Source organism: Stenotrophomonas sp. Steno-C18, assembly GCF_056393195.1.
This window is the reverse complement of sequence record NZ_JBWJOX010000001.1, coordinates 300,185-326,473: the sequence shown is the minus strand read 5'-3', so window position 1 is coordinate 326,473 and position 26,289 is coordinate 300,185. Positions and strand designations below refer to the sequence as shown.

Sequence of the window (26,289 nt, the reverse complement as noted above, 5' to 3'; positions counted from 1 at the left end):
GACGATCAGTCCGGGCCGCTTCAGGCTAGAGAACCAGCCATTGGCGAGTACGCAATGACCAAATCCGAACTGATCGAAATCCTCGCGCGCCACCAGGCGCACCTGAAGGCCGATGATGTCGATCTGGCGGTGAAGTCCTTGCTGGAAATGATGGGGGGTTCGTTGTCCTCCGGGGATCGCATTGAGATCCGCGGTTTCGGGAGTTTTTCCCTGCATTACCGCCCGCCGCGCCTGGGTCGCAACCCGAAGACGGGTGACTCGGTCGCATTGCCGGGCAAGCACGTGCCGCACTTCAAGCCAGGCAAGGAATTGCGCGAGCGCGTCAGTTCCGTCATCCCGCTGGAAAGCGATCCCGCCTGAGCCTGCCCGGTTCCTGCTGCGAATTCATGCGCTGATTCGGTAAGCTACCGGCTCTTGTTATCGGAGCAGACGGCGCCATGAAGATTTTTCGTTTAGTGCTCCTGCTGGCCGTCCTCGTCGGAGGACTGGTGATTGGTTCGCTCAACTCGCAACCCATCCAGATCAGCCTGGCCTTCTGGATGCTCAAGACCACCTCCGGGGTGGCAATCATCGCCTCGCTGTTGCTCGGCGCCCTGGTGGGCGGCGGCATGGTGATGGCAGGCCTGGTCGTGCCGATGTACGCCAAGCTGCGCCGTGCCAACAAAGTGGTGGCTGCAGCCAACGCGGCGGCAGCACCGGCCGAAACGACGCAATCCCCTTCTCCTTTCGACGGGCGCTGATCGCAGATGGAATTCATCAGTGAGTGGTTCTGGTTCTTCCTGTTCCTGCCGCTTGCCGCGCTCAGCGGCTGGGTCGTGGGCCGCCGTGGGGGGCAACGGCATAGCGAGAACCAGGTCAGCCGGCTTTCCAGTACCTATTTCCGCGGCTTGAATTACCTGCTCAACGAGCAGCCGGACAAGGCCATCGAGCTGTTCCTGCACATCGCCGAGCTGGACAAGGAAACCTTCGAGACGCAGGTGGCGCTGGGGCATCTGTTCCGCCGCCGCGGCGAAGTCGATCGCGCCATCCGCCTGCATCAGGGCCTGGTCAACCGCAATGACCTGAGTGATGCGCAACGTGTGCAGGCATTGCTTGCCTTGGGCGAGGACTACATGAAGTCCGGTTTGCTTGACCGCGCCGAAACCGTGTTCACCGACCTGGCCAAGCTGGACCAGCGTGCGCCGCAGGCGCTCAAGCACCTGATCAGCATCTACCAGGCCGAGCGCGACTGGGAAAAGGCGATCGAGAACGCCACCCGTTACGAGCAGGTCACCGACGAACCGATGGGCAAGCTGATCGGGCAGTTCGAATGCGAGCTGGCCGAACGCTATCGCGCCGCGGGCCGTCTGGAGGATGCGCGCGCGGCGATCAACCGCGCCAATGCGGCGGATGCGATGAGCGTGCGTGCCGGCATCATCGAGGGCCGCCTGGAGAGCGACTTCGGCAATGACGAAGCCGCGGTGCGTGCGTTCGAGCGTGCGGCACGCAATGACCCGGACTACCTGCCGGAGATCCTGCCGCAGCTGTTGAAGAACTACCGGAATGTCGGTGATCTGGCTGGCGCGCGTGCGTTCCTGGCCGAAATGACCGAGCACTACCGGGGCATTGCGCCGGTGCTGGCGCTGACCCGCCTGATGGAGGAGCAGGAAGGCACTGCGCCTGCACGCGCCTATCTGGGGCGACAGCTGAAGGATCGTCCTTCGGTGCGCGGTGAGTCGGCGCTGATCGACCTGACCTTGGCCGAGGGCGCTGACCCGGTTGCCACGCTGCAGGACCTCAAGCACATCACCGACCAGTTGCTGGTCCGCAATCCGGCCTATCGCTGCACGCGTTGTGGCTTCGGTGCCAGGACGCACCACTGGCAATGCCCGAGCTGCAAGGAGTGGGGCACGGTCAAGCCGCTGCTGAACTTCGCGGTGCTCTGAACCGTGCCGATGCCGTTCGTACTTCTGCCGCTGGCGACGCTGGCGCTGGCGGCATGGGTGACCTGGCTGGCCATCCACTACGCGATCCGTCGTCGATTGGTCGATCTTCCCGGCGAGCGGCGCAGCCACCAGGTCACCACGCCACGCGGTGGCGGGGTCGGGATCGTTGCGTCGCAGGTGTTTGCCTGTTCCGTTCTGGCTTTCCTGTACCCCGCTTACGCGTTCGCGCTGTTGGTCTTCGCGGCGGGGCTGCTGTTGGTGGCGGGAATCGGCTGGTGGGACGACCATCGGCCACTTCCCGCGCTACCACGGTTGGGTGTTCACCTGCTTGCATCGCTGATGCTGGGCGGGGTGGTGCTGGTGGCGACCGGCGACCCGTTGAAGGCGGCGTTCTGTGCCTTCCTCGCGGTGTCGCTGATCAACATCTGGAACTTCATGGATGGCATCAACGGCTTGGCCGCCAGTCAGGCGGCGCTGGTCGGCATCGGGGTGGCAGTGATCCTGCCCTGGCCCCAGGGAATCGCGGGCGCAGTGTTGGCGGCCGGTTGCCTGGGGTTTCTCCCGTTCAACTTCCCGCGTGCCCGGATCTTCATGGGGGATGTGGGCAGTGGCGCGCTGGGCTACCTCGTTGCCGGATTGCTGGCACTGGGCATGTGCACGACAGTGCTGGCCCCGCCGCTGTGGCTGGTATTGCCGTCGGTGTTCCTTGTTGATGCGGGGTTCACCTTGTTGGCGCGGATACTCAAAGGCGAGCGCTGGATGCAGCCACACACCCAGCATCTGTATCAGCGGTTCGTGAAACGTGGCCGAAGTCACGCCATTGTCACGGTCATGTACGCCAGTCTTACGCTGTCGGGAGTGGCATTTACGGTATTCTTTTCAAGCCTTCCCCTAGGTTGGGGATGGGCAGGGGGATTGGGCTGGGGGGCTGCGCTTGCAGCCGCCTGGGGTTTCCTGCGCATCGGGCTTTTCAATAAGGACGACGACTGAATGGCATCCTGGCATGATCGATTCCCCGGTAGTGGTCTGCGCTATGCGGTGATGCTCCACGATCTGGTCATGGTCTGGCTGGGGTGGCAGCTGCTGTTTGCCGCGCGCTACGCGATGCTGGACAACGCGCCTGACCAGCCGCTGTTCTCGCTGGACGTGCTGGCCGTGGTGGCGATACAGGGAATCGCGTTCTGGAAGGTCGGCCTTTATCAAGGCCTGTGGCGTTTCGCCAGCGTTGCCGACCTGATCAATATCTTCAAGGCGAGCTTCATTGGCCTGCTGGCCATCGTTGTGCTGTTCACCTACCGACGGCTTCACGGTATTCCGATCTCCGTATTGGTGGTCTATCCGTTTGCGCTTTCAGCGCTGCTGGGCACGCCGCGGTTGCTGTACCGGGCCTGGAAGGACTACCAGTCCGTGCATTCGGATGCGCGGGCACGTCGCGTGCTGGTCATCGGTGCGGGGCAGGCGGCAGAAGGGCTGATCAAGGACCTGCGTCGCTCAGGCGACTATGAGCCCGTTGGCTTGGTGGATGATTCCAGTCATCTGAAAGGGGCGAAGCTGCATGGTGTGCCGATCTTGGGCAAGATCGACGATCTGGTCTCGGTTGCCCGGGAGACCAGCAGCAAACTGCTCGTGATTGCCATTCCAACCATCGATGCCGCCGGCATGCAGCGCATCGTGGGCTTGTGCGAGCGGACCGGGTTGCCGTTCCGGACCGTGCCGCGGTTGAACGATATTCTGGAGGGCAGCTCGCTTCCTGGTGAACTCAAGGAAGTGGCCATCGAGGACCTGCTGGGCCGCAAGCCGATCCTGCCCGACTGGGAGCTGATCCGCGGTTGGCTGCGGGGACGCACGGTGCTGGTGACCGGTGGCGGTGGTTCGATTGGTTCGGAGCTGTGCCGGCAGTGCGCACGGCACGGTGTTACCCGTGTCGTCGTGCTGGAAATCAGCGAACTGCTGATGATCAACATCCAGGCCGAGCTGCGGCGCAATTTCCCGGACCTGGATGTGCAGGGGGTGTTGGGCGATTGTGGCGATCCGGCCGTGATCCGCCATGCCTTGCGTACCTTCCGTCCCGATACCGTGTTTCATGCGGCCGCCTACAAGCAGGTGCCGTTGCTCGAGGATCAGCTGCGCGAGGCGGTGCGCAACAACACACTGGCAACCGAGTGCGTGGCTTCGGCCTGTGCGGAAGCCGGAATCGAGAATTTCGTGTTGATCTCCACCGACAAGGCGGTGGATCCGGTCAACGCCCTCGGCGCGAGCAAGCGCTACGCCGAAATGATCTGCCAGAGCCTGAACAAGCGCGCGCCATCGACCCGCTTCGTCACCGTCCGCTTTGGCAACGTGCTCGGTTCGGTCGGTAGCGTGGTGCCGTTCTTCCGTGAGCAGATCCGCAAGGGGGGGCCGGTGACGGTCACCCATCCGGACGTCAGCCGCTACTTCATGACGATCCCGGAAGCCTGCCTGCTGATCCTGCAGGCGGCCGCCTCGTCCTCGCGTGGCGCCATCTACATGCTGGATATGGGCGAGCCGGTGTTGATCCGTGACCTGGCCGAGCAGATGATCCGGCTGGCCGGCAAGGTGCCCGGCGCGGACATCGCTATTGTCTACACGGGCCTGCGTGCCGGTGAGAAGCTGCACGAGAGCCTGTTCTACCACGATGAAAACTGCCAGCCGACCGTTCATCCCAAGGTGATGGAGGCCGGCGTGCGTGAGTTCTCGCCTGACCTGGTGCTTGGCAACGTGGCGGCGCTGCGCAAGGCCATTGCTTCCTATGATCTCGAGGCAATGCAGCAGATCCTGACCACCACCATTCCCGAGTTCAAGCCGATCGAGGAGCCGGGAATGCACAGCACCTCGGCCAAGGTCGTGCCGTTCCCCACCAAAGAAGCTGGAAGGATTCATTGATGAGTGTTCGTATCAAGAAGGCGGTGTTTCCCGTGGCGGGCCTGGGGACGCGCTTCCTGCCTGCGACCAAGACCGTGCCGAAGGAGATGCTGCCGATCATTGATCGTCCGTTGATCCAGTACGCGGTGGATGAAGCCATCGAGGCCGGTTGCGATACGCTGATCTTCATCACCAACCGCTACAAGCATGCGGTGGCCGATTATTTCGACAAGGCTTACGAGCTGGAGCAGAAGCTCGAGCGCGCGGGCAAGACCGAGCAGTTGGAGCAGATCCGCCATGTACTGCCCAAGGGCGTGCGCGCGGTGTTCGTGACCCAGACCGAGGCGTTGGGCCTGGGGCACGCGGTGCTGTGTGCCAAGCCGATCGTCGGAGATGAGCCGTTCGCAGTCCTGTTGCCGGACGACCTGATCTGGAATCGTGGCGACGGCGCACTCAAGCAGATGGCCGATCTCAATGAGGCATCGGGGGCCAGCGTCATCGCGGTGGAGGACGTGCCCCACGAGAAGACTGGCAGCTACGGCATCGTCGCCACTGACAAGTTCGACGGGCGCAAGGGGCATATCACCCAGATCGTCGAGAAGCCCAGGCCGGAGGACGCGCCCAGCGACTTGGCCGTGGTCGGCCGCTACGTGCTGAGCCCGAAGATCTTCGAACTGCTCGAGTCCACCGGGACCGGAGCGGGCGGGGAGATCCAGTTGACTGATGCGATCGCGCAGTTGCTCACCAGCGAGCAGGTGGATGCCTATCGGTTTGAAGGCACCCGCTTCGACTGCGGCACGCATCTGGGGCTGGTCGAGGCCACGGTCCGTTTCGCGCTGGAGAACCCGAAGCTGGCCGGCCCTGCGCGCGAAGTCATGCAGAAGATGTTGGCCGAGTAAGCTCCGCGCCTGCAGGACGTCGACCTTCAAGGTTGACGGGCAGAAGGGCAGCCACTGGCTGCCCTTCCTGCTTTCTGCATCACGCGAAGCATCAGGGCGTCGGTTTCAGGGCATCACGTCGATGCGCACAAAAAAAAGGGCGGCCCGCGGGCCGCCCTTTCGGCGTCATCCGGCGCGTGGGATTACAGCGACTCGAAGATGCCGGCAGCACCCATGCCGGTACCGATGCACATGGTGACCATGCCGTACTTCTGCTGGCGGCGACGCAGGCCGTGCAGGATGGTCGCGGTACGGATCGCGCCGGTGGCACCCAGCGGGTGGCCCAGGGCGATGGCGCCGCCCAGCGGGTTGACCTTGCTCGGGTCCAGGCCGCAGTCGCGGATGACCGCCAGCGACTGTGCGGCGAAGGCTTCGTTGAGCTCGATCCAGTCCAACTGGTCCTGGCTCAGGCCGGCCTGCTTGAGCGCCTTCGGGATCGCGGCGATCGGGCCGATGCCCATCACTTCCGGGCGCACGCCGGCGACGGAGAAGCTGACGAAGCGGGCCAGCGGGGTCAGGCCGTAATCCTTGATGGCCTGCTCGGAGGCCAGCAGCACCGCACCGGCACCGTCGCTCATCTGCGAGGAATTGCCGGCGGTGACCGAGCCGCCGAACTGGCCGTTGCGGAACACCGGACGCAGCTTGGCCAGGCCTTCTGCCGAGGAATCAAGGCGCGGGCCTTCGTCGGTGTCGGCGAGCTTGGTGCGGGTGATGATGCGCTTGCTATCGGCCAGATCAGGCAGGTGCGAGATGATCTCGTAGGGGCTGATCTCGTCCTTGAACTCGCCGTTCTGGATCGCGGCGATGGCCTTCTGGTGCGAGGCCAGGGCGAAGGCATCCTGGTCTTCGCGCGAGACCTTCCATTCCTCGGCGACCTTCTCGGCGGTGATGCCCATGCCGTAGGCAATGGCGGTGTGGTCGTTGTCGAACACGCTCGGCGCCATGGCGATCTTGTTGCCCATCATCGGCACCATCGACATCGACTCGGTGCCGCCGGCCAGCATCAGGTCGCTGTTGCCCAGGCGGATCTGGTCGGCAGCCATGGCCACGGCCTGCAGGCCGGACGAACAGAAGCGGTTCACCGTCTGCGCGGCGATGGTGTTGGGCAGACCGGCCAGCAGCACGCCGATGCGCGCCACGTTCATGCCTTGCTCGGCTTCGGGCATGGCGCAGCCGATGATGGCGTCGTCGATGCGGTTGACGTCCACGCCCGGGGCCTGGGCGACCACGCTCTTGAGCACGTGGGCGAGCATGTCGTCCGGACGGGTGTTGCGGAACATGCCCTTGGGCGCCTTGCCAACCGGGGTACGGGTGGCGGCGACGATGTAGGCGTCCTGGATTTGCTTGGTCATTGCAGTGATCTCTTCAATAGGTGTGAGCGTGAGGGCGGGCGAGGGCGACGCCGTGGCGTCGCGCCTGAAGCACGCTCACTCAGTTCCGCAGCGGCTTGCCGGTTTTGAGCATGTGCGCGATGCGGGCCTGGGTCTTTTCCTGCTGGGCCAGTTCGACGAAATGCTTGCGCTCCAGGGTGAGCAGCCACTCTTCGTCCACCAGCGTGTTGCGGTCGACCTTGCCGCCGCACAGCACGGTGGCGATGCGCTCGGCGATCTCATAGTCGTAGGGGCTGATGAAGCGGCCTTCGAGCATGTTGACCAGCATCATCTTGAAGGTGGCGATGCCCACGTCGCCGGCGACGCGGATGCGGCGCGCCGGCAGCGGCGGACGGTAGCCGCCCTCGGCCAGTGCAGTGACCTCGGCCTTGGCGATGTGCAGCAGCTCGAAGCTGTTGAACACGACCTTGTCGGTGCCGCGCATCAGGCCCAGCTCCTTGGCGTTGACCGCGGAGTTGGAGACCTTGGCCATCGCAACGGTTTCGAAGGTCTTCTTCAGCTCGGCGAACACGTCGCCGTCGGCACCGGCGGCCTGCGAGGCGCGCACGGCGATTTCCTTCAGGCCGCCACCGGCCGGCAGCAGGCCGACGCCGGCCTCGACCAGGCCGATGTAGCTTTCCAGCGCGGCGACCGATTTGGCCGCATGCATCTGGAACTCGCAACCGCCGCCCAGGGCCAGGCCGCGCACCGCGGTCACCACCGGCACGGTGGCGTACTTGATGCGCTGGCTGGTGCGCTGGAAGTTGGCGACCATCGCCTCGAACTCGGCGATCTTGCCGGCCTGCAGTGCGCCAAGCGCACCGGACAGGTCGGCGCCGGCGGAGAAGGGCTCCTTGTTCTGCCAGATCACCACGCCCTTGAACTGCTTCTCGGACAGGCCGATGGCGTGCTGGATGCCGTCCAGCACCTGGTCGGAGACGGTGTTCATCTTGGTCTTGAAGCTGATGACGCCGATGCCGTCACCGTCGGTCCACAGGCGGATGCCGTCGTTCTCGAACACGGTCTCGCCCGGGGCGAACTTCTCGCCGAGCAGCGCATCGGGGAAGCGCTGGCGCTGGTACACCGGCAGCGACGAGCGCGGCACCAGTGCATTCTGCGACGGGCTGTAGCTGCCTTCGGCGGCATGCACGCCGTCGCGGCCGTCCAGCACCCAAGCCGGCAACGGGGCATTGCTCATGCTCTTGCCGGCGGCGATGTCCTCGGCGATCCACTGCGCCACTTGCTTCCAGCCGGCGGCCTGCCAGGTCTCGAACGGGCCCAGCGACCAGCCGTAGCCCCAGCGGATGGCCAGGTCCACGTCGCGCGCGGTTTCGGCGATGTCGGCCAGGTGGTAGGCGCTGTAATGGAACAGGTCGCGGAAAGTCGCCCACAGGAACTGGGCATGCGGGTGCTGGCTCTCGCGCAGCTTGGCGAACTTCTCGGCCGGGTTCTTGATCTTCAGGATCTCGACCACTTCCGGCGCGGCAGCGCGGTCGGCCGGACGGTAGTCCTGCTTTTCAAGGTCGATGACCAGGATGTCCTTGCCGACCTTGCGGAAGATGCCAGCGCCGGTCTTCTGGCCCAGTGCCCCCTTGCCGATCAGCGCGCCCAGCCATGCCGGCGCGGCGAAGTACTTGTGCCACGGGTCGTCGGGCAGGGTGTCGCCCATGGTCTTGATGACATGCGCCATGGTGTCCAAACCGACCACGTCGGAGGTGCGATAGGTCGCCGACTTCGGGCGGCCGACCAGCGGGCCGGTCAGGCCGTCCACTTCGTCGAAGCCCAGCCCGAACTGCTGGGTGTGGTGGATGGTGGACAGGATCGAGAACACGCCGATGCGGTTGCCGATGAAGTTCGGGGTGTCCTTGGCGTACACCACGCCCTTGCCCAGGTTGGTGGTCAGGAAGGTTTCCAGGCCTTCCAGCACCGACTTGTCGGTGGTCTTGGCCGGGATCAGCTCGGCCAGGTGCATGTAGCGCGGCGGGTTGAAGAAGTGCACGCCGCTGAAGCGGTGGCGCAGTTCTTCCGGCAGCACGTCGGCCAGCTTGTTGATGCCCAGGCCGGAGGTGTTGGAGGCCAGCACCGCGTGCTCGTTCACGAACGGGGCGATCTTCTTGTACAGGTCCTGCTTCCAGTCCATCCGTTCAGCGATGGCCTCGATGATCAGGTCGCAGTCGCGCAGCTGCTCCAGGCCCGAGTCGTAGTTGGCCGGGGTGATGGCTTCGGCCAGCGACTTGGATGCCAGCGGTGCCGGGCTCAACTTGCCCAGGTTGGCGATGGCCTTGAGCACGATGCCGTCGGCCGGACCTTCCTTGGCAGCCAGGTCGAACAGGACGGTGTCGACGCCGGCATTGGTCAGGTGGGCGGCGATCTGCGCACCCATGACGCCTGCGCCCAGGACGGCGGCGCGGCGGACAAGCAGGGAATTGGACATATCGATAAACCTTTGGTCTGCGATGACGGGTGGATCAGGTAAGGGACGAATCCGGCGTACGTGCGCTTGCACGGAAACCGGCTTCAGCGAAATGGATCAGTTCCTGCGCGGCCTTGCTGCGGTGGGCGGCCTCGCTGATGTTGTGCGGGCGCTTGATCAGGCCGAAATCGGCCATGGCGTAGGTGAGCGCGCCGGCCAGGAAGTCCAGGCGCCAGTACAGCTCTTCCTTGCTCAGGCCAGGCACGCAGGCGCCGATGGCCTTGCCGAACTCGCGCAGCACGTGGCCGTAGTGGTCGGACAGGAACTTGCGCAGGTTGTCGTTCTTCTCGGCGTAGGCGCGGGCGATCACGCGGACGAAGGCGCCGCCGCTCTGGCGGTCCTGGGCCAACGCCAGCGCCGGCTCGACGAAGGCTGCCAGCACCGCGCGCAGGTCGCCGGGCTGGCTGCTGCGGGCCTGCTCCAGCTGGCCCAGGCGGGCGGCGGTCATCTCGTCCATGCGGCGGCGGAACACTTCATTGACCAGGTTTTCCTTGGACCCGAAGTGGTAATTGACCGCCGCGATGTTTACGTCCGCGTGACTGGTGACCTGGCGCAGCGAGGTGCCGGCGAAGCCGTGCTGGGCGAACAGTTCCTCGGCCGCGCCGAGGATGCGGTCCTTGGTGGAGAAGCTGGCAGGTTTGCCCATGGCGGTCACAATCAATCAAACGATTGTTTGGATCCTACGCCCGGCCGGGCGCCTTGGTCATGCTGCGACGCAACATCATTCACGTGGCGCTGTGCAAAGGGCCGGGGCACCCGGTAGAATTAGCCACCGCAATTCAGGCTAAGCCCGCGTCCGCACGCGGGTTTTTTTCATGTACCCTCGGGCCGACCGGCCCTGAACAACCGGAGAATTCCCATGGCGCTGGAGCGCACCCTTTCCATCATCAAGCCCGACGCCGTTGCCAAGAACGTGATCGGCGAGATCTACGCCCGCTTCGAAAAGGCCGGCCTGAAGGTCGTGGCCGCCAAGTACAAGCAGCTCTCGCGCCGTGAAGCCGAAGGCTTCTACGCCGTGCACCGCGAGCGTCCGTTCTTCAACGCCCTGGTCGAGTTCATGATCTCCGGCCCGGTGATGATCCAGGCCCTGGAAGGCGAGAACGCCGTGCTGGCGCACCGCGACCTGCTGGGCGCCACCAACCCGAAGGACGCTGCCCCGGGCACCATCCGCGCCGATTTCGCTGATTCGATCGACGCCAACGCCGCCCACGGTTCGGATTCGGTCGAGAACGCCGCCATTGAAGTGGCCTACTTCTTCGCCGCCACCGAAGTGGTTTCGCGCTAAGCAGTAAAGAAGGTTGAAGCCGTGAACGAGGTCGTACAGACACCCGCCATCCAGCCGCTGCCGAAAACGGCGCCGACCGCTGGCAAGCAGAACCTGCTCGACCTTGATCGCGCGGGCCTGGAGAAATTCTTCGTCGAAACCCTCGGCGAACAGAAGTTCCGTGCCCACCAGGTGATGAAGTGGATCCACCACCGCTACGTCACCGATTTCGACCAGATGACCGACCTCGGCAAGGCGCTGCGCGCCAAGCTGCATGCCCATGCCGAGGTCGTCGTCCCCAATGTCGTGTTCGACAAGCCCTCCGCCGACGGCACCCACAAGTGGCTGCTGGCGATGGGCGTGGATGGCAAGAACGCCATCGAGACCGTCTACATCCCGGACAAGACCCGCGGCACGCTGTGCGTGTCCTCGCAGGTCGGTTGCGGCCTGAACTGCACCTTCTGCTCGACCGCCACCCAGGGCTTCAACCGCAACCTGACCACCGCCGAGATCATCGGCCAGGTATGGGTGGCCGCCCGCCACCTGGGCAACGTGCCGCACCAGATGCGCCGTCTCACCAATGTGGTGATGATGGGCATGGGCGAGCCGCTGATGAACTTCGACAACGTCGTGCGCGCCATGAGCATCATGCGCGATGACCTGGGCTACGGCCTGGCCAACAAGCGCGTGACCTTGTCCACCTCCGGCCTGGTGCCGCAGATCGATCGCCTGTCGGTCGAGAGTGATGTATCGCTGGCCGTGTCGCTGCACGCGCCCAATGATGAGCTGCGCGAAACGCTGGTGCCGCTGAACAAGAAATACCCGATCGCCGAGTTGATGGCGTCGTGCGCGCGCTACCTGCGCGGCAACAAGAAGCGCGATTCGGTGACCTTCGAATACACCCTGATGAAGGGCATCAACGACCAGCCCGAGCACGCCCGCCAGCTGGCGCGCTTGATGCGCCAGTTCGACAACGCTGTGCAGGCCAAGGATTCGGGCAAGGTCAACCTGATCCCGTTCAATCCGTTCCCCGGTACCCGCTACGAGCGTTCGGACGAGGAGCAGATCCGTGCCTTCCAGAAAATCCTGCTCGACGCGCAGGTGCTGACGATGGTGCGCCGTACCCGCGGTGACGACATCGACGCGGCCTGCGGCCAGCTCAAGGGCCAGGTGATGGACCGCACCCGCCGCCAGGCCGAATTCAACCGTCTGCTGGAAGCACAGGAAAACGGGGATGCGCGGGCCTGACCGGCTGCTCCTGCTGGCGGTCGTGGCGCTGCTGCTGGCCGGCTGCGGCGAGCGCAATGCGCGGATCGGCAAGATCAAGGGGTACAAGCCGGTCGCGCCGGTGTACGAGGTGCGCGATGACGCGCAGACCCGCAAGCGGATGAAGTACGACGAGCTGCTGGGCGTGGCCGGCGATCGCTTCGGTCGCGGTGATCTGGAGGATGCCCAGAAGTTCGCCCGCTCCGCCCAGAAGCTGGACGCCTCGCGCCCGGAAGCCTTCACAGCGCAGGCGTTGGTGGCCTCGCAGCGCGGCCAGGACGAGGAGGCCGGCGCGCTGTACCGCAAGGCCGCCGAGCTGGCGCCGACCCAGGGCGCGGAGCTGAACAACTACGGCGTCTGGCTGTGCTCACATGGGCATCCGGCCGAAGCGCTGGTCTGGTTTGACCGTGCCTTGGCCGATGCCAACTACGGCTCCCGGGCCGAGGCGCTGGCCAACGCCGGTGGCTGTGCGCTCGATGCCGGCCAGAACGAGCGCGCCGAGGACAACCTCCGCCAGGCGCTGGCGTCGGCGCCGAACAACGCCTACGCGCTGGAATCGATGGCGCGCAACGAGGTCCTCCATGGGCGCTATTTCGAGGCCCGGGCCTTCTACCAGCGGCGTTTGGCGGCTGCGCCGGCCACGGTTTCCGTGTTACAACTTGCCATTCAGATTGAAGAGCGGCTGGGCGACAGGAGTGCCGTCGGTCGATTCCAACAGCGGTTGCGCGAAGAGTTCCCTTCGGACGCGGCCTCGAAATCCCAGGGCTGATGCATTGTGATCAATGATCCGGATGTAAGCGCTTTCGAAAGTGCGGTGGGATGTGGTGAGCGGCTCCGCAAGGCGCGCGAGGGTGCCGGGTTGTCGCTCGAAGCGGTTGCCAGTCAGTTGAAAATGCCCATTCAGGTTGTGTCCGCGCTGGAGTCCGAGCAGTGGGATCGCCTGGGGGCGCCGGTGTTCGTCCGTGGCCAGCTGCGCAGCTATGCGCGCCTGCTGAAGGTGGACCTGGGGCAGTTGCTGGAGCAGGCGCGGATCGCGCCGGTCGAGCCGCCCAAGCTGGTCAGCCATACCCATACCCCGCCGATGAAGCGGATGGCCGAGAACCTGGGCCGCCGCGCGGTCTATGTGGTCATCACCGCCGTGCTGGCCGTGCCGATCTGGTACGTGGTCAGCAGTACCACCCGCAGCGCGCCGCCCAGCACCGCGTCGCTGGACGTGGTGCCGCCCGCCGCCACGACGGTTGCCGTTGACCCGGCGAGCGCCGCCGCGTCGCCGGCTGCCGCGCCGGTGCCGTCCGCGGCACGGCAGGAAGGCCCGTATCTGGCCTCGATGGCGCCCATTGCCCGGCCCGCCGCGGCGGCCTCGGCGCTGACGTTGAACTTCAAGGGCGACAGTTGGGTCAACATTTCCGCACCGGACGGTGCCACGGTCGAGAAGGCCCTGGTCCGCGCTGGTGAAACCCGTAGCTTCAACGCCGGCCAGGTCGGGCACATGGTGCTCGGCAATGCGGCCGAGGTTGAGGTCCAGCAGGCGGCCGGGAGCGTCGATTTGACGCCCTACAAGCGCGGTAATGTCGCCCGCTTTACGGTATCCTCTGACGGTTCCGTGGCGCCGGTTTCACCCTGAGGCAAGGCGCCGATCAATACAACAAGGCTCCCCGGCAGGGTGGGCGAGAGTACGCATGGCGATTGACGACCTGCTCGACGAGCACGAACAAAGCGAACGTGTCCGCACGTGGCTGCGCAATAATGGCGCCGGAATCTTCGGCGGAGTGGTACTCGGCATCGGCGCCATCGCCGGCTGGCAATGGTGGCAGAAGGACCAGGTCGGCAAGCTGGCTGAAGCCAACGTCCGCTATGAGGCGGTGACCCGCAGCCTGCAGTCCAGCAAGTTGGACGAGGCGGCCAAGGAAGTCGCTGCGCTGGAAGGCGGCAAGGCCGGCATCTACGCCGACCTGGCGTCGCTGGAGCTGGCCAAGGCCCAGGTCGAGGCGGGCAAGAACGACGACGCGATCAAGACGCTGCGCGCGCTCAAGACCGAAGGCGAGTTCAAGACGCTGATCGACCAGCGCATCGCGCGATTGCTGATCGAGACCGGCAAGGCCGGCGAGGCGCTGACCCTGATCGGCAACGCCGAGGACAGCGCCAGCCTGGAGATCCGCGGTGACGCCCAGGTCGCGCAGGACAAGCGTGATGAAGCGCGTGACCTCTACACCAAGGCATTGGCCAAGCTTGACGTGGCTGCACCGCAGCGCCGCCTGCTGGAAACCAAGTTGATGGATGCCGGCGGCACGGTGGCCGATCCTGCGGCGGAGAAGATCTGATGAAGCTCAAGTATGTTGCAGGCGTGGTGCTGGTCGCGATGACCCTGACCGGTTGCTCGACCGTCAAGGGCTGGTTCGCGGGCAAGGACGCGGCGGCCAAGAAGGCGCTGGAACCGGCCGAGCTGGTCAAGTTCGAACCGAGCGTACGGGTCGACCGCATCTGGTCGACCGGCGTGGGCAAGGGCGAGGGCCGCATCGGCGTGCGTCAGGCGCCGCTGGTGCACGATGGTCGCGTCTATGCCGCGGCGGTGGAAGGCGGCGTGCATGCGCTGGACCTGCAGACCGGCAAGGAGATCTGGAAGTACGTCCCGGCCAAGGAAAAGAAGCAGCCCAAGCTGCGTCTTTCCGGTGGTCCGGGCGCGGGTGACGGCCTGGTCGTGATCGGCACGCTGGACGGGCAGGTGATTGCCCTGGATGCGGCCAATGGCAGCGAGAAGTGGAAGGCCAAGGTGCCGGGCGAAGTGATCACCGCGCCGGCCGTCGCGCAGGGCCTGGTGTTCGTGCGCAGCAACGATGGCCGTACCACCGCCCTCGACGTCGCCACCGGCGAGCAGCGCTGGTTCAATTCGCAGGAACTGCCGACGCTGACCGTGCGCGGCAATGCGCCGGTGGTGACCGGCCCGGGCGTGCTGTTCATCGGCAACGACGATGGCACCCTGAGCGCGCTGGCCATGCAGGACGGTCGCCCGCTGTGGGAACAGATGGTCGGTACGCCGGAAGGCCGCACCGAGCTGGAGCGCATGGCCGACGTGGACGGCGCACCGGTGCTGGAAGGTAATACGCTGTACGTCACCAGCTTCAAGAACGAGACCATGGCGATCGAAGGCCCGACCGGCCGTCCGCTGTGGTCGCGTGACCATGGTGGCGCTGGCGGCGTGGCGATTTCGTCGGGCAACGTGGTGGTGACCGACGGCAAGGGTACGGTTTACGGCCTGGACAAGAATTCCGGTTCGGCCATGTGGTCGCAGCAGGCGCTGGCGCGTCGCTCGGTCACCGGTGCCGCCATCCAGGGCGACTACGCCGTGGTGGGGGACTACAAGGGATACGTGCATTGGTTGCGGCTGAGTGACGGTGAGCTGGCCGCGCGCGCGAAGAGTGGCGGTGACGCCCTCCTGGCGCAGCCGGTCGTCGCCGACGGCATCCTGCTGGTGCAGAACGTTGATGGAAAGCTGACCGCATTCCGGTTGGCCCAATAAGGAGTAAACGCGATGCTGCCTTTGGTCGCCCTGGTAGGACGGCCGAACGTCGGCAAGTCCACCATTTTCAATGCGCTGACCCGTACGCGCGATGCGCTGGTCCACGACCAGCCCGGGGTGACCCGCGATCGCAACTACGGCGTCTGCCGCTTGGACGAGGACAATCCCTTCCTGATCGTCGATACCGGTGGTATCGCCGGTGAAGAGGAAGGGCTGGCCGGCGCCACCGCGCGCCAGGCCCGTGCCGCCGCCGGTGAGGCGGATCTGATCGTGTTCGTGGTCGATGCCCGTGATGGCACCTCCGCGCTGGATGACGAGATCCTGTCGTGGCTGCGCAAGCTTGCGCGGCCCACGCTGCTGTTGATCAACAAGATCGACGGCACGGACGAGCATGCCGTGCGTTCGGAGTTTGCCCGCTACGGGTTCGGCGAGATGCTGATGATCTCGGCCGCGCACCGTCAGGGCATCGATGACCTGGTCGAGGAAATCATCGAACGTCTGCCCGAGGAAGGCACGACCGAGGTGCTGGACAACGACCCGAACCGCATCCGCATTGCCTTCTGCGGGCGCCCGAACGTGGGCAAGTCGACGTTGGTCAATCGCCTGCTGGGCGAGGAGCGCATGATTGCCTCCGAAGTGCCCGGCACCACCCGTGACTCGATCTCGGTGGACATGGAGCGCGACGGCCAGTTGTACCGCCTGATCGACACCGCCGGCCTGCGCCGCAAGGCGCGCGTGGAGGAGGTGGTCGAGAAGTTCAGCGTGGTCAAGACGCTGCGCGCCATCGAACAGGCCCAGGTCGCGGTGCTGATGCTCGATGCCAGCGAAGGCGTGACCGACCAGGACGCCAGCGTGCTGGGTGCGGTGCTCGATGCCGGCCGTGCGCTGGTGATCGCGATCAACAAGTGGGACGGGCTGACCGACTACCAGCGCGAGCAGGCCGAAACGCTGGTGTCGCTGAAGCTGGGCTTCGTGCCGTGGGCGGAAGTGGTCCGGATCTCGGCCAAGCACGGCTCGGGCCTGCGCGAGCTGTTCCGCGCGGTGCACCGCGCGCATGCCTCGGCCACGCATGAGTTCAGCACCAGCGAGGTCAACAAGGCGCTGGAAATCGCCTACGAGACCAATCCGCCGCCGAGCATCCGCGGCCATGTCTCCAAGCTGCGCTACGTGCACCCGGGCGGCACCAACCCGCCGACCTTCATCGTGCATGGCACGCGCCTGAAGGAGCTGCCGGATTCGTACAAGCGCTACCTGGAAAACTTCTTCCGCAAGCGTTTCAAGCTGGTGGGTACGCCGGTGACGTTCCTGTTCCGTGAAGGCGCCAACCCGTACGAAGGCAAGAAGAACGTACTGACCGAGCGGCAGATCAAGGCCAAGCGGCGCTTGATGAAGCACGTGAAAGGCAAGAAGTGATGCATCGGAAGGCGACCGGAAGGTCGCCTTCCGCGTTCAGGGCCCCCTGGGAGCATCCTTGGGCGCGAGGCAAGGATTCTCCCGTGTGGTGCAGGTCTTGCGGTCCGCGGGGCGCTGGCTTTGCGGCCGAGGCCGCTCCTGCGGGGGTTGTTGGCCGATAATCAGTGGATGAGCATTCGTGAATTGACCCCGGAACAGGCCCGTGAGCGGCAGCGGCAGGGCGCGTTGTTGATGGATGTGCGCCAGGCGCACGAGCGCGCCGGCGGGATGGCGGAGGGGGCCCTGGGCGTTGCCAAGGACGAACTGTTGGCTGCGCCGGGCACCCACCTGCCGGCGCTTGATCGGGAGATCGTGCTGATCTGCCAGAGCGGCAGGCGCTCGGCCGATGCGGCATCGGTGCTGGGGGCGCTCGGCTATACGGCCGTGGCCTCGGTCGCTGGCGGCACGGTGGCTTGGCGGACGGCCGGGCTGCCACTGGTACAGCCGCAGATGGACGCGGCGGACCGCGACTTCTACGACCGCTATTCACGTCACCTGCTGCTGCCGCAGGTAGGCGAGGCGGGCCAGCGGCGCCTGCAGCAGGCGCGGGTGCTGGTGCTGGGCGCCGGCGGGCTGGGAGCGCCGGCCAGCTTCTACCTGGCCGCGGCCGGGGTGGGGCACCTGCGCATCGTGGACCACGACGTGGTCGAGCGCAGCAACCTGCAGCGGCAGATCGTCCATGCCGAGGCGGCGGTGGGCGTGGCCAAGGTGCTCTCCGCGCGCGAGCGGTTGCTGGCCCTGAATCCGCATGTCGACATCGAGGCCGTGCAGGCGCGGGTGAGCTCGGACAACGTCGATGCGCTGTTGCAGGACGTCGATGTGGTGCTGGATGGTTCGGACAATTTTCCGCTGCGCTATCTGCTCAATGACGCCTGCATCAAGCACGCCAAGCCGCTGGTGTATGCCGCCATCGAGCGTTTCGACGGGCAGGTGAGCGTGTTCGATGCCGGGCGCCAGCGCGGCGTGGCGCCGTGCTATCGCTGCCTGTTCCCGGAGCCACCACCGCCGGAGTTCGCGCCGAACTGTTCCGAAGCCGGGGTGCTGGGCGTGCTGCCGGGGCTGGCCGGGGTGATGCAGGCCACCGAGGTGCTCAAGCTGCTGCTGGGTGTGGGTGAGCCGCTGGTCGGGCGCCTGTTGCGCTTCGATGCGCTGCAGATGCGCTTCCGCGAGAGCCGCGTCAGCGCCGACCCGGATTGCCCGGTGTGCGCGCCCGGCGTGCCGTTCCCGGGCTACATCGACTACGCGGCCTTCTGCTCGCACCAAGGCTGACTACGCAGCGACCGCCAGGCGCGTGCGCCGCTGCATCCGGCTTGCACAGGGTGTGCTTTATCGTGTGCCCTCCAGATTGGGAGTAGCAACATGTCAGCCGAGTCCTCGACGGAACTTGTGAAGGTCGTCGCCCTGCTGGGTGCCGCCGTGGTGGTGGTCCCGCTGTTCCGGCGGCTGGGGCTGGGGTCGGTGCTTGGCTACTTCGTGGCCGGCCTGGCGATCGGCCCGTTCGGTTTCGGCTGGTTCTCAGACCCGCAATCGATCCTGCACGTGGCCGAACTGGGCGTGGTGATGTTCCTGTTCGTGATCGGGCTGGAGATGCGGCCCTCGCACCTGTGGAGCTTGCGCAAGGAGATCTTCGGCCTGGGCACGGCGCAGATCGTGACCTGCGCGGCGGTGTTGACCGGCGTGGCCATGCTGTTCGGCTACCGGCCGCAGATCGCCTTCATCGCCGCGGCCGGCTTCGTGCTGACCTCGACGGCGGTGGTGATGCAGTTGCTGGCCGAACGCGGTGACCTGACCCTGCCCTCGGGGCAGAAGATCGTCTCGATCCTGCTGTTCGAGGACCTGCTGATCGTGCCGCTGCTGGCGCTGGTGGCCTGGATGGCGCCGACGCAGGCCGGCGCGCATGAAGGTTCGCGCTGGGTGGGGGTGGCCATCGGTGCCGGTGCCATCGTCGGGCTGGTAGTCGTGGGCCGCTACCTGCTCAATCCGTTGTTCCGCATCCTGGCCGAGGCCAAGGCGCGGGAAGTGATGACGGCCGCCGCGCTGCTGGTGGTGCTGGGGTCGGCCCTGCTGATGCAACTGGGCGGGCTGTCGATGGCGATGGGCGCCTTCCTGGCCGGCGTGCTGCTGTCCGAATCCACCTTCCGCCACCAGATCGAGGCCGACATCGAGCCGTTCCGCGGCATCCTGCTGGGCCTGTTCTTCCTCAGCGTGGGCATGGCCCTGGACCTGTCGGTGGTGGCGGCGAACTGGAAGCTGATCGCGCTGCTGGTGCCGGCGATGATGGCGGCCAAGGCGCTGTGCATCTATGCGGTGGCGCGGGTGATGGGCAGTGACCACCGGCAGGCGCTGGACCGTGGCGTACTGATGGCGCAGGGCGGTGAGTTCGCCTTCGTGCTGTTCGCCGCCGCCGCGAGCGCGGGCGTGATCGATGCACCGATCAACGCCAACCTGACGGCAGTGGTGGTGCTGTCGATGGCCCTCACGCCGCTGTGCATGCTGGTGTATCGCCACCTGGTGAAGGAGGCGGAGGTGTCCACCGATGGGGTGGAGGCCGCCGACGGGCTGAGCGGTGCCGTACTGGTGATCGGCTTCGGCCGCTTCGGGCAGGTGTCGAGCCAGTCGCTGCTGGCGCGCGACGTGGACGTGACCATCATCGACAACGACATCGAGATGATCCGCAGCGCCGCCGACTTCGGCTTCAAGGTCTACTACGGCGATGGCACCCGGCTGGACGTGCTGCGCGCGTCCGGCGCCGAGACCGCCGCGGCGATCGCGGTATGCGTGGACGACCGCGGCGCGGCCGACCGCATCGTCGAGCTGGCCACGCATGAGTTCCCACAGGCCAAGCTGCTGGTGCGCTCGTACGACCGCGAGCACTCGTTGTCGCTGATCCACGCCGGCGTGGACTTCCAGATCCGCGAGACCTTCGAATCGGCGGTGGAGTTTGGCCGGGCGGCGCTGCTGCAGCTGGGCGTGGAGGAGTTCGAGGCGGACCTGGTGGCCCAGGAAATTCGCCGCCGCGATGCCGAGCGCTTCGAGCTGGAGATGGCCGGCGGCGTCGGGGCCGGCGTTGGCCTGCTGTACGGCAACACGGCCGGGCCCAAGCCCACGCCGTTCACGCCGCCGCGCCGGGAATCGCGCACGCTCAATCCCGACGCGGTGGCCGGGGCAGGGCAGGAGGGCGATGCGGCCCGGTAATGGCGTGGAGTGGCGCAGGCGAGGTGTCGCGCCTGCCGTAATCGGGGACAATACGCTCCCCCGCCATCGCCCCCATGCCCCATGACCGTTTCCGCCGCACCCGCGCAGACCTCCCGCATCCTTGACGGCCGTCGTATCGCCGAAGAACTGCTCGACGACCTGAAGGTCCGCGTGGATGCGCGCCTGGACGCCGGGCGTTCACGCCCGGGCCTGGCCGTGGTGCTGGTGGGGGGCGACCCGGCATCGGCGGTGTACGTGCGCAACAAGCGCCGTGCCGCCGAGAAGGTGGGCATCGAGGCGTTCGATTACGACCTGCCCGAAGGCACCTCCGAGGCACAGTTGCTGGACCTGATCGACCAGCTCAATGCCGACCCGAAGATCCACGGCATCCTGATCCAGCTGCCGCTGCCGGGTATCCCCGACGCCAGCCGGCTGATCCAGCGGATCGACCCGGGCAAGGACGTGGACGGTTTCCACCCGCAGAACGTCGGCCACCTGGTGCTGCGCGAGTTCGGCCTGCGCCCCTGCACCCCGCGTGGCATCACCACGCTGCTCGGCCACACCGACCAGCCGGTGCGCGGCCGCAATGCCACCATCGTCGGCGTCAGCAACCACGTGGGTCGTCCGATGGGGCTGGAGCTGCTGATCGCCGGCTGCACGGTGACCAGCTGCCACAAGTTCACCCCGAAGGACGTGCTGGAACAGGCCGTGCGCAACGCCGACATCCTGGTGGTGGCGGTGGGTATTCCGCAGCTGATCCCCGGTGAGTGGGTGAAGCCGGGTGCGGTGGTGATCGACGTCGGCATCAACCGCCTGGAGGATGGCCGCCTGGTCGGTGACGTGGGCTTCGAGGCTGCCGCGCAGCGCGCCAGCTGGATCACCCCGGTGCCGGGTGGGGTGGGGCCGATGACCGTGGCGACCCTGATGCAGAACACCATCGAGGCCGCTGAAGCAGCGCGCTGATTTCGAGCGGGCGCTTGCCCCTCGCCAGCCCTCCCTTCGCGCCCGCGGCGCTGGGGAGGGAGCCGGTGCCAGACGCTGCCGTGACCTGATCCACGGCAGGAACCACGCCTTTCCTTGGCCATGGGCGCAGGGACGAAGAGAGGGAAGGGCTTTCCCCCACGGACGCCTGAACAACCCCTCCCGGACGCGACACTGCGTCGCACCAGCCCCCTGACATCGGCCCCCGAATAGGGGTAAAATGTCGCGCTTCCCCACAAATCGGGCACGCCGATGCTGCGCATCCAGGCTGAAGCACTCACTTACGACGACGTCTCGCTCGTCCCCGCTCACTCCACGATCCTGCCCAAGGATGTCGACCTCGGCACGCGCCTGACGCGCGACCTGCGGTTGAAGTTGCCGATCGTCTCGGCCGCCATGGATACCGTCACCGAAGCCCGCCTGGCGATTGCCATGGCCCAGCTCGGCGGCATCGGCATCATCCACAAGAACCTGACCCTGGAACAGCAGGCCGCCGAAGTGGCCAAGGTCAAGAAGTTCGAGTCCGGCGTGATCCGCGACCCGATCACCGTGGGCCCGGAAACCAGCATCCGCGACGTCCTGGCACTGACCCAGGCGCACAACATCTCCGGCGTGCCGGTGGTGGGCAGCGACGGCCTGCTGGCCGGCATCGTCACCCACCGCGACATGCGCTTCGAAACCGAGCTGGACGACCCGGTCCGCCACATCATGACCAAGAAGGATCGCCTGGTCACGGTGAAGGAAGGCGCGGCCTCCGATGAGGTGCTGCAGCTGCTGCACCGCAACCGCATCGAGAAGGTGCTGGTGGTCAACGATGCGTTCGAACTGCGCGGCCTGATCACCGTCAAGGACATCCAGAAGAAGAGCGACAACCCGAACGCCGCCAAGGACGCCGCCACGCGCCTGCTGGTCGGTGCCGCGGTGGGCGTCGGTGGCGACACCGAGCGTCGCGTCGAGGCGCTGGTCGCCGCCGGCGTGGACGTGCTGGTGGTGGACACCGCGCATGGCCATTCGCAGGGCGTGCTGGACCGCGTGCGTTGGGTGAAGAAGACCTTCCCGAACGTGCAGGTGGTCGGCGGCAACATCTGCACCGGCGAAGCAGCACTGGCGCTGCTGGATTCCGGCGCTGATGCGGTCAAGGTCGGCATCGGCCCGGGCTCGATCTGCACCACCCGCGTGGTCGCCGGTGTCGGCGTGCCGCAGGTGACCGCCATCGACCTGGTCGCCGAAGCGCTGCAGGACCGCATCCCGCTGATCGCCGACGGTGGCATCCGTTACTCCGGTGACATCGGCAAGGCACTGGCCGCCGGCGCGTCGACGGTGATGATCGGTGGCCTGCTGGCCGGTACCGAGGAATCGCCGGGCGAGACCGAACTGTTTCAGGGACGCTCCTACAAGAGCTACCGCGGCATGGGCTCGCTGGCCGCGATGGAGAAGGGGTCCAAGGACCGCTACTTCCAGGACGCCGCCACCGCCGACAAGCTGGTGCCGGAAGGTATCGAAGGCCGCGTACCGTACCGTGGCCAGGTCGGCGGCATCATCCACCAGTTGATCGGTGGCCTGCGCGCGACCATGGGCTACGTCGGTTGCGCGACCATCGAGGACATGCGCACCCAGCCCAAGTTCGTGAAGATCAGCGGCGCCGGCCAGCGTGAGAGCCACGTCCACGACGTGCAGATCACCAAAGAGCCGCCGAACTACCGCGCTTGATGCGGTGAGCAGAAGAGGAACGAGGACACTGTCCCGTTCCTCTTTCTCTATCCGCCAATCGTTTTGCTTCGTTTCCCGTTTTCATTGATCACTTGCCGGGCTTTATGACCAACATCCATAACGACAAGATCCTCATCCTCGATTTCGGCGCCCAGTACACGCAGCTGATCGCGCGTCGCATCCGCGAGTTCGGCGTTTACTGCGAAATCTGGGCGTGGGACCACGATCCGGCCGAGATTGCCGCGTTCGGTGCCAAGGGCATCATCCTGTCCGGTGGCCCGGAAACCACCACGCTACCGGGTGCCCCGGCCGCGCCGCAGCAGGTGTTCGACAGTGGCCTGCCGCTGCTGGGCATCTGCTACGGCCTGCAGACCATGGCCAAGCAGTTGGGCGGTGGCACCGAAGCCGCCGACCAGCGCGAGTTCGGCCATGCCGAAGTGAAGCTGCTGGGCAACGACGGCCTGCTCGGTGGCCTGTCCGACCACAACGGCGAGCCGCGCCTGGATGTGTGGATGAGCCACGGTGACCACGTCACCCACGTGCCGCCGGGCTTCGCCATCACCGCGGTGACCGACCGCATCCCGGTGGCCGCGATGGCCAACGAGGACAAGCGCTGGTACGGCGTGCAGTTCCATCCGGAAGTGACCCACACCAAGCAGGGCTCCGCGTTGCTGAAGCGCTTCGTCACCGAGATCTGCGGCTGCGCCACGCTGTGGACCGCGGCCAACATCATCGACGACCAGATCGCCCGCGTGCGCGAGCAGGTTGGCAACGATGAGGTGATCCTGGGCCTGTCCGGCGGCGTGGATTCGTCCGTCGTGGCAGCGCTGCTGCACAAGGCGATCGGCACGCAGCTGACCTGCGTGTTCGTCGATACCGGCCTGCTGCGCTTCCAGGAAGGCGACCAGGTCATGCAGATGATGGCCGAGAACATGGGCGTGAAGGTCGTGCGCGTGAATGCCGCCGACCGCTACTTCAAGGCGCTGGAAGGCGTCAGCGACCCGGAAGCCAAGCGCAAGATCATCGGCAACCTGTTCGTGGAGATCTTCGACGAGGAGTCGAACAAGCTCAGCAACGCCAAGTGGCTGGCGCAGGGCACGATCTACCCGGACGTGATCGAGTCGGCCGGCAGCAAGACCGGCAAGGCGCACGTCATCAAGAGCCACCACAACGTGGGCGGCTTGCCGGAAGACATGAAGCTCAAGCTGGTCGAGCCGCTGCGCGAACTGTTCAAGGACGAAGTGCGTCGCCTCGGCGTCGAGCTCGGCCTGCCGCGCGCGATGGTCTACCGGCATCCGTTCCCGGGCCCGGGCCTGGGCGTGCGCATCCTGGGCGAAGTGAAGCGCGAGTACGCCGAGCTGCTCGGCAAGGCCGATGCGATCTTCATCGAGGAGCTGCGTGCGGCCGACCTGTACGACAAGACCAGCCAGGCGTTCGCGGTGTTCCTGCCGGTCAAGTCGGTGGGCGTGGTCGGTGATGCGCGTGCCTACGAGTGGGTGATCGCACTGCGTGCGGTGGAAACCATCGACTTCATGACCGCGCATTGGGCGCACCTGCCGTATGACTTCCTCGGCCGCGTGTCCAATCGCATCATCAACGAGCTGCGTGGCGTCTCGCGCGTGGTCTACGACATCTCCGGCAAGCCGCCGGCGACGATCGAGTGGGAGTGAGTTGAGCAACAAGGGCGCCGCAGGGCGCCTTTGTTGCTTCTGCGCCTTGGGAATGGGCGGTCCGGGGTTTCATCCGGTGCAGCGCGTATGCAAGGATCAACGCTTGGGCCTGCGGATGTCGGACATCCGCAGGCATGAAGAAGTGGAGCGCGTGCGGATCGGGCGCATGCACCGTGACAAAGGAGTGGTGGGAATGAAAAGGACGTTGCCAGCGACGTTGGACGCGGAGCAGAAGAAGGTGGTCAAAGCCGTGACGGCGCAGGTCCATGCGGCGGCGTTGAATACCGATGCCATTGACCGGGCAGCCTGCCGGGCGGTCATCGAGAAGGCATATGCAGCGATGGGGTTGCCGGCACCGACGGTACGCTTCTTCGACAGCCCGCAGGCCAGCATGCGCCATTTGCGCGAATTGGCGTCCGGAGGAATGGGCGAGCCGGCACCGCTGGCGGCGGACTTCAGCCAGTTCACCGGCGACATGGACGAGCTGCAGGGTTTGCTGGCCTCGATGGCGTCGGTGCAACCGCGTGGCCTCGCCGAATGGGGTGAGGAAGTGGAGTTGCCTGCAGGTGACTTGGAGCGGGAAGTGATCCAACCGTTCACTTGGGAGGCCGGCTGGGAGGGCCTTGCCGGTGCCGTGGACAAGGAGCTGGGCAGACTGATCCATTTCGAGCACGCGGTCACCGAGGCGTTGGAAGCCTCATTGCAGGACGGGCGCCAAGAATGGCTGTTGTATTCGGGTGGTGCGGCGCATCTCTGGGGCGGTGCCGAGGCGCTTGGTCGTGCACAGGCACTGGTGGCGCTGGGCATGCTGGATGCGGAACCGCCGGCGCTTGCCTTGGGTGGCGAAGTGTTGCGTAGCTGCGGTTGGGTGAACGCCTTCGAAAAGCTGTGCCTGGTGAGTGAGCGGCCAGCGTCGCTGTCGCTGCAGGGTCAGGCACGGGACCGGCAGGGCCTGCAGGCGCACGTGACCTGGCGCGACGGTGAAAGCAGCACGTACACCTACCGCGATTAGGGGCCGGGCGGCGGGCGGCTGACTCGGCCGGTGTGCGGGGTGCTGAACCCGCCCGCTGATATTGTCCGGGTGCTATCGCACAGGCCGTTCAGGTGACCGGCAGCACAGGGGAGTCGTCAGTGCCCAGGTGCCTGATCAGCAGCTCGGCAAGGGCCCGGACCTTCCGGGCCGGATGGCGGCCCGAAGGGCGCAGCAGGTAGATGCCACCGCAGGTACGGGGTAGTGCGGCATGGCCGCCACCAATGCCCCCCTAACCAGCGCCTGGCCGACGAGGAACCTGGGCAGGCAGGCGATGCCGAGCCCGGCCATTGCTGCCGCAGCCCGCGCCGCGCCGTTGTCAGTTCTGAACCAACCTTGCGCAGGCACGCTGATGACGCGCTGGTCGCTCATGAAGCACGAGGTTTCCACGCCCTGGGGCAGAAGCTGATGCGCGGCCAACTGGTCAGGTGTGGTCGGTGTGCCATGCTCACGAAGGTACTGCGGGCTGGCGACCAGGCTACCGCCGATGGGGCGATCCGACGTGCGATGAGGGTGGAATCGTGCAACGTGCCGATCCGGTTCGCGCAATCGAAGCCTTCGCCCAACAGGTCAACGAAACGGTCGCTCTAGCTGGTGAGCACGCTCAGGCGTGGG

At 66.1% G+C, this 26,289-nt stretch carries 23 protein-coding genes; 19 read left to right on the top strand and 4 right to left on the bottom strand.

Annotated elements, in window-relative coordinates:
• The first annotated feature begins 54 nt into the window (after positions 1-54).
• From AC06FE_RS01530 to galU, 6 genes are all read left to right on the top strand, one after another.
• Complete coding sequence (locus AC06FE_RS01530) at positions 55-360, top strand: integration host factor subunit beta (protein WP_132866053.1); 306 nt, start codon at positions 55-57, stop codon at positions 358-360.
• 77 nt (positions 361-437) lie between these two features.
• Positions 438-740: a lipopolysaccharide assembly protein LapA domain-containing protein gene (locus AC06FE_RS01525; RefSeq protein WP_132862827.1), complete on the top strand. Its 303-nt coding sequence runs from the start codon at positions 438-440 to the stop codon at positions 738-740.
• A gap of 6 nt (positions 741-746) precedes the next feature.
• A complete protein-coding gene (gene lapB, locus AC06FE_RS01520) occupies positions 747-1,925 on the top strand; it encodes a lipopolysaccharide assembly protein LapB (protein WP_132862828.1) in 1,179 nt (392 codons plus the stop codon).
• A 9-nt stretch (positions 1,926-1,934) separates the two neighbouring features.
• Positions 1,935-2,915: an MraY family glycosyltransferase gene (locus AC06FE_RS01515; protein WP_478072058.1), complete on the top strand. Its 981-nt coding sequence runs from the start codon at positions 1,935-1,937 to the stop codon at positions 2,913-2,915.
• Complete coding sequence (locus tag AC06FE_RS01510) at positions 2,916-4,829, top strand: polysaccharide biosynthesis protein (protein ID WP_478072057.1); 1,914 nt, start codon at positions 2,916-2,918, stop codon at positions 4,827-4,829.
• The gene (galU, locus tag AC06FE_RS01505; RefSeq protein ID WP_192288116.1) at positions 4,829-5,707 is read left to right on the top strand and encodes a UTP--glucose-1-phosphate uridylyltransferase GalU; all 879 of its coding nucleotides are present in this window, start codon (positions 4,829-4,831) and stop codon (positions 5,705-5,707) included. The genes AC06FE_RS01510 and galU overlap by 1 nt, the downstream gene beginning before the upstream one ends.
• A 182-nt stretch (positions 5,708-5,889) precedes the next feature.
• On the opposite strand, the gene AC06FE_RS01500 is transcribed toward galU, so the two are convergent.
• From AC06FE_RS01500 to AC06FE_RS01490, 3 genes are all read right to left on the bottom strand, one after another.
• Complete coding sequence (locus AC06FE_RS01500; RefSeq protein WP_478072056.1) at positions 5,890-7,098, bottom strand: acetyl-CoA C-acyltransferase; 1,209 nt, start codon at positions 7,096-7,098, stop codon at positions 5,890-5,892.
• Between the two features lie 79 nt (positions 7,099-7,177).
• Positions 7,178-9,550: a 3-hydroxyacyl-CoA dehydrogenase/enoyl-CoA hydratase family protein gene (locus AC06FE_RS01495; RefSeq protein WP_478072055.1), complete on the bottom strand. Its 2,373-nt coding sequence runs from the start codon at positions 9,548-9,550 to the stop codon at positions 7,178-7,180.
• A 34-nt stretch (positions 9,551-9,584) separates the two neighbouring features.
• Positions 9,585-10,235 (bottom strand): TetR/AcrR family transcriptional regulator, encoded by a 651-nt coding sequence (locus AC06FE_RS01490; RefSeq protein ID WP_132862833.1) that lies wholly within the window; start codon positions 10,233-10,235, stop codon positions 9,585-9,587.
• A 213-nt stretch (positions 10,236-10,448) separates the two neighbouring features.
• On the opposite strand from AC06FE_RS01490, the gene ndk reads away from it, so the two are divergent.
• The 13 genes from ndk to AC06FE_RS01425 all read left to right on the top strand — a co-directional run bounded on the left by ndk (position 10,449) and on the right by AC06FE_RS01425 (position 25,656).
• The gene (gene ndk / locus AC06FE_RS01485) at positions 10,449-10,874 is read left to right on the top strand and encodes a nucleoside-diphosphate kinase (protein ID WP_108749396.1); all 426 of its coding nucleotides are present in this window, start codon (positions 10,449-10,451) and stop codon (positions 10,872-10,874) included.
• Between the two features lie 21 nt (positions 10,875-10,895).
• Positions 10,896-12,101 (top strand): dual-specificity RNA methyltransferase RlmN, encoded by a 1,206-nt coding sequence (gene rlmN, locus AC06FE_RS01480; RefSeq protein ID WP_313251232.1) that lies wholly within the window; start codon positions 10,896-10,898, stop codon positions 12,099-12,101.
• Positions 12,088-12,888 carry a type IV pilus biogenesis/stability protein PilW gene (gene pilW / locus AC06FE_RS01475; RefSeq protein WP_192288120.1) on the top strand — a complete coding sequence of 267 codons (801 nt, stop codon included), beginning with the start codon at positions 12,088-12,090 and terminating at the stop codon, positions 12,886-12,888. The genes rlmN and pilW overlap by 14 nt, the downstream gene beginning before the upstream one ends.
• A gap of 6 nt (positions 12,889-12,894) precedes the next feature.
• On the top strand, positions 12,895-13,743 hold the full coding sequence (locus tag AC06FE_RS01470; RefSeq protein ID WP_478072054.1) for a helix-turn-helix domain-containing protein: 849 nt from the start codon (positions 12,895-12,897) through the stop codon (positions 13,741-13,743).
• A gap of 55 nt (positions 13,744-13,798) precedes the next feature.
• Positions 13,799-14,440, top strand: coding sequence for a YfgM family protein (locus tag AC06FE_RS01465; protein ID WP_478072053.1), 642 nt, complete (start codon positions 13,799-13,801; stop codon positions 14,438-14,440).
• Positions 14,440-15,636 carry an outer membrane protein assembly factor BamB gene (gene bamB / locus AC06FE_RS01460; RefSeq protein WP_478072052.1) on the top strand — a complete coding sequence of 399 codons (1,197 nt, stop codon included), beginning with the start codon at positions 14,440-14,442 and terminating at the stop codon, positions 15,634-15,636. Before AC06FE_RS01465 ends, bamB begins: the two co-directional genes overlap by 1 nt.
• Positions 15,637-15,648: 12 nt before the next feature.
• Positions 15,649-17,049 carry a ribosome biogenesis GTPase Der gene (der, locus tag AC06FE_RS01455; protein WP_132862839.1) on the top strand — a complete coding sequence of 467 codons (1,401 nt, stop codon included), beginning with the start codon at positions 15,649-15,651 and terminating at the stop codon, positions 17,047-17,049.
• Positions 17,050-17,217: 168 nt separating this feature from the next.
• Positions 17,218-18,357, top strand: coding sequence for a molybdopterin-synthase adenylyltransferase MoeB (moeB, locus tag AC06FE_RS01450; protein WP_478072051.1), 1,140 nt, complete (start codon positions 17,218-17,220; stop codon positions 18,355-18,357).
• A 90-nt stretch (positions 18,358-18,447) separates the two neighbouring features.
• A complete protein-coding gene (locus tag AC06FE_RS01445; protein WP_478072050.1) occupies positions 18,448-20,283 on the top strand; it encodes a monovalent cation:proton antiporter-2 (CPA2) family protein in 1,836 nt (611 codons plus the stop codon).
• 81 nt (positions 20,284-20,364) lie between these two features.
• Positions 20,365-21,246, top strand: a complete 882-nt coding sequence (folD, locus tag AC06FE_RS01440) for a bifunctional methylenetetrahydrofolate dehydrogenase/methenyltetrahydrofolate cyclohydrolase FolD (RefSeq protein WP_132862842.1) — start codon at positions 20,365-20,367, stop codon at positions 21,244-21,246.
• A gap of 270 nt (positions 21,247-21,516) precedes the next feature.
• Positions 21,517-22,974: an IMP dehydrogenase gene (gene guaB, locus AC06FE_RS01435; protein WP_478072049.1), complete on the top strand. Its 1,458-nt coding sequence runs from the start codon at positions 21,517-21,519 to the stop codon at positions 22,972-22,974.
• A gap of 104 nt (positions 22,975-23,078) precedes the next feature.
• On the top strand, positions 23,079-24,644 hold the full coding sequence (guaA, locus tag AC06FE_RS01430; RefSeq protein ID WP_478072048.1) for a glutamine-hydrolyzing GMP synthase: 1,566 nt from the start codon (positions 23,079-23,081) through the stop codon (positions 24,642-24,644).
• A 1-nt stretch (position 24,645) separates the two neighbouring features.
• The gene (locus AC06FE_RS01425; protein ID WP_478072047.1) at positions 24,646-25,656 is read left to right on the top strand and encodes a hypothetical protein; all 1,011 of its coding nucleotides are present in this window, start codon (positions 24,646-24,648) and stop codon (positions 25,654-25,656) included.
• Between the two features lie 135 nt (positions 25,657-25,791).
• Here AC06FE_RS01425 and AC06FE_RS01420 read toward each other — a convergent pair whose 3' ends face one another.
• Positions 25,792-26,223, bottom strand: coding sequence for a LysR substrate-binding domain-containing protein (locus AC06FE_RS01420; RefSeq protein ID WP_478072046.1), 432 nt, complete (start codon positions 26,221-26,223; stop codon positions 25,792-25,794).
• Between the last annotated feature and the right edge of the window lie 66 nt (positions 26,224-26,289).

Excerpts from the sequence above, each read along its gene's own strand:
- moeB (WP_478072051.1), top strand. The coding sequence starts at position 17,218 with ATGAGCATTCGTGAATTGACCCCGGAACAGGCCCGTGAGCGGCAGCGG.
- ndk (WP_108749396.1), top strand. The coding sequence starts at position 10,449 with ATGGCGCTGGAGCGCACCCTTTCCATCATCAAGCCCGACGCCGTTGCC.
- guaA (WP_478072048.1), top strand. The coding sequence starts at position 23,079 with ATGACCAACATCCATAACGACAAGATCCTCATCCTCGATTTCGGCGCC.
- bamB (WP_478072052.1), top strand. The coding sequence starts at position 14,440 with ATGAAGCTCAAGTATGTTGCAGGCGTGGTGCTGGTCGCGATGACCCTG.
- AC06FE_RS01500 (WP_478072056.1), bottom strand. The coding sequence starts at position 7,098 with ATGACCAAGCAAATCCAGGACGCCTACATCGTCGCCGCCACCCGTACC.
- folD (WP_132862842.1), top strand. The coding sequence starts at position 20,365 with ATGACCGTTTCCGCCGCACCCGCGCAGACCTCCCGCATCCTTGACGGC.
- AC06FE_RS01515 (WP_478072058.1), top strand. The coding sequence starts at position 1,935 with ATGCCGTTCGTACTTCTGCCGCTGGCGACGCTGGCGCTGGCGGCATGG.
- guaB (WP_478072049.1), top strand. The coding sequence starts at position 21,517 with ATGCTGCGCATCCAGGCTGAAGCACTCACTTACGACGACGTCTCGCTC.
- galU (WP_192288116.1), top strand. The coding sequence starts at position 4,829 with ATGAGTGTTCGTATCAAGAAGGCGGTGTTTCCCGTGGCGGGCCTGGGG.
- AC06FE_RS01445 (WP_478072050.1), top strand. The coding sequence starts at position 18,448 with ATGTCAGCCGAGTCCTCGACGGAACTTGTGAAGGTCGTCGCCCTGCTG.
- AC06FE_RS01490 (WP_132862833.1), bottom strand. The coding sequence starts at position 10,235 with ATGGGCAAACCTGCCAGCTTCTCCACCAAGGACCGCATCCTCGGCGCG.
- der (WP_132862839.1), top strand. The coding sequence starts at position 15,649 with ATGCTGCCTTTGGTCGCCCTGGTAGGACGGCCGAACGTCGGCAAGTCC.
- pilW (WP_192288120.1), top strand. The coding sequence starts at position 12,088 with ATGCGCGGGCCTGACCGGCTGCTCCTGCTGGCGGTCGTGGCGCTGCTG.
- AC06FE_RS01530 (WP_132866053.1), top strand. The coding sequence starts at position 55 with ATGACCAAATCCGAACTGATCGAAATCCTCGCGCGCCACCAGGCGCAC.
- AC06FE_RS01495 (WP_478072055.1), bottom strand. The coding sequence starts at position 9,550 with ATGTCCAATTCCCTGCTTGTCCGCCGCGCCGCCGTCCTGGGCGCAGGC.
- AC06FE_RS01465 (WP_478072053.1), top strand. The coding sequence starts at position 13,799 with ATGGCGATTGACGACCTGCTCGACGAGCACGAACAAAGCGAACGTGTC.
- lapB (WP_132862828.1), top strand. The coding sequence starts at position 747 with ATGGAATTCATCAGTGAGTGGTTCTGGTTCTTCCTGTTCCTGCCGCTT.
- AC06FE_RS01510 (WP_478072057.1), top strand. The coding sequence starts at position 2,916 with ATGGCATCCTGGCATGATCGATTCCCCGGTAGTGGTCTGCGCTATGCG.
- AC06FE_RS01525 (WP_132862827.1), top strand. The coding sequence starts at position 438 with ATGAAGATTTTTCGTTTAGTGCTCCTGCTGGCCGTCCTCGTCGGAGGA.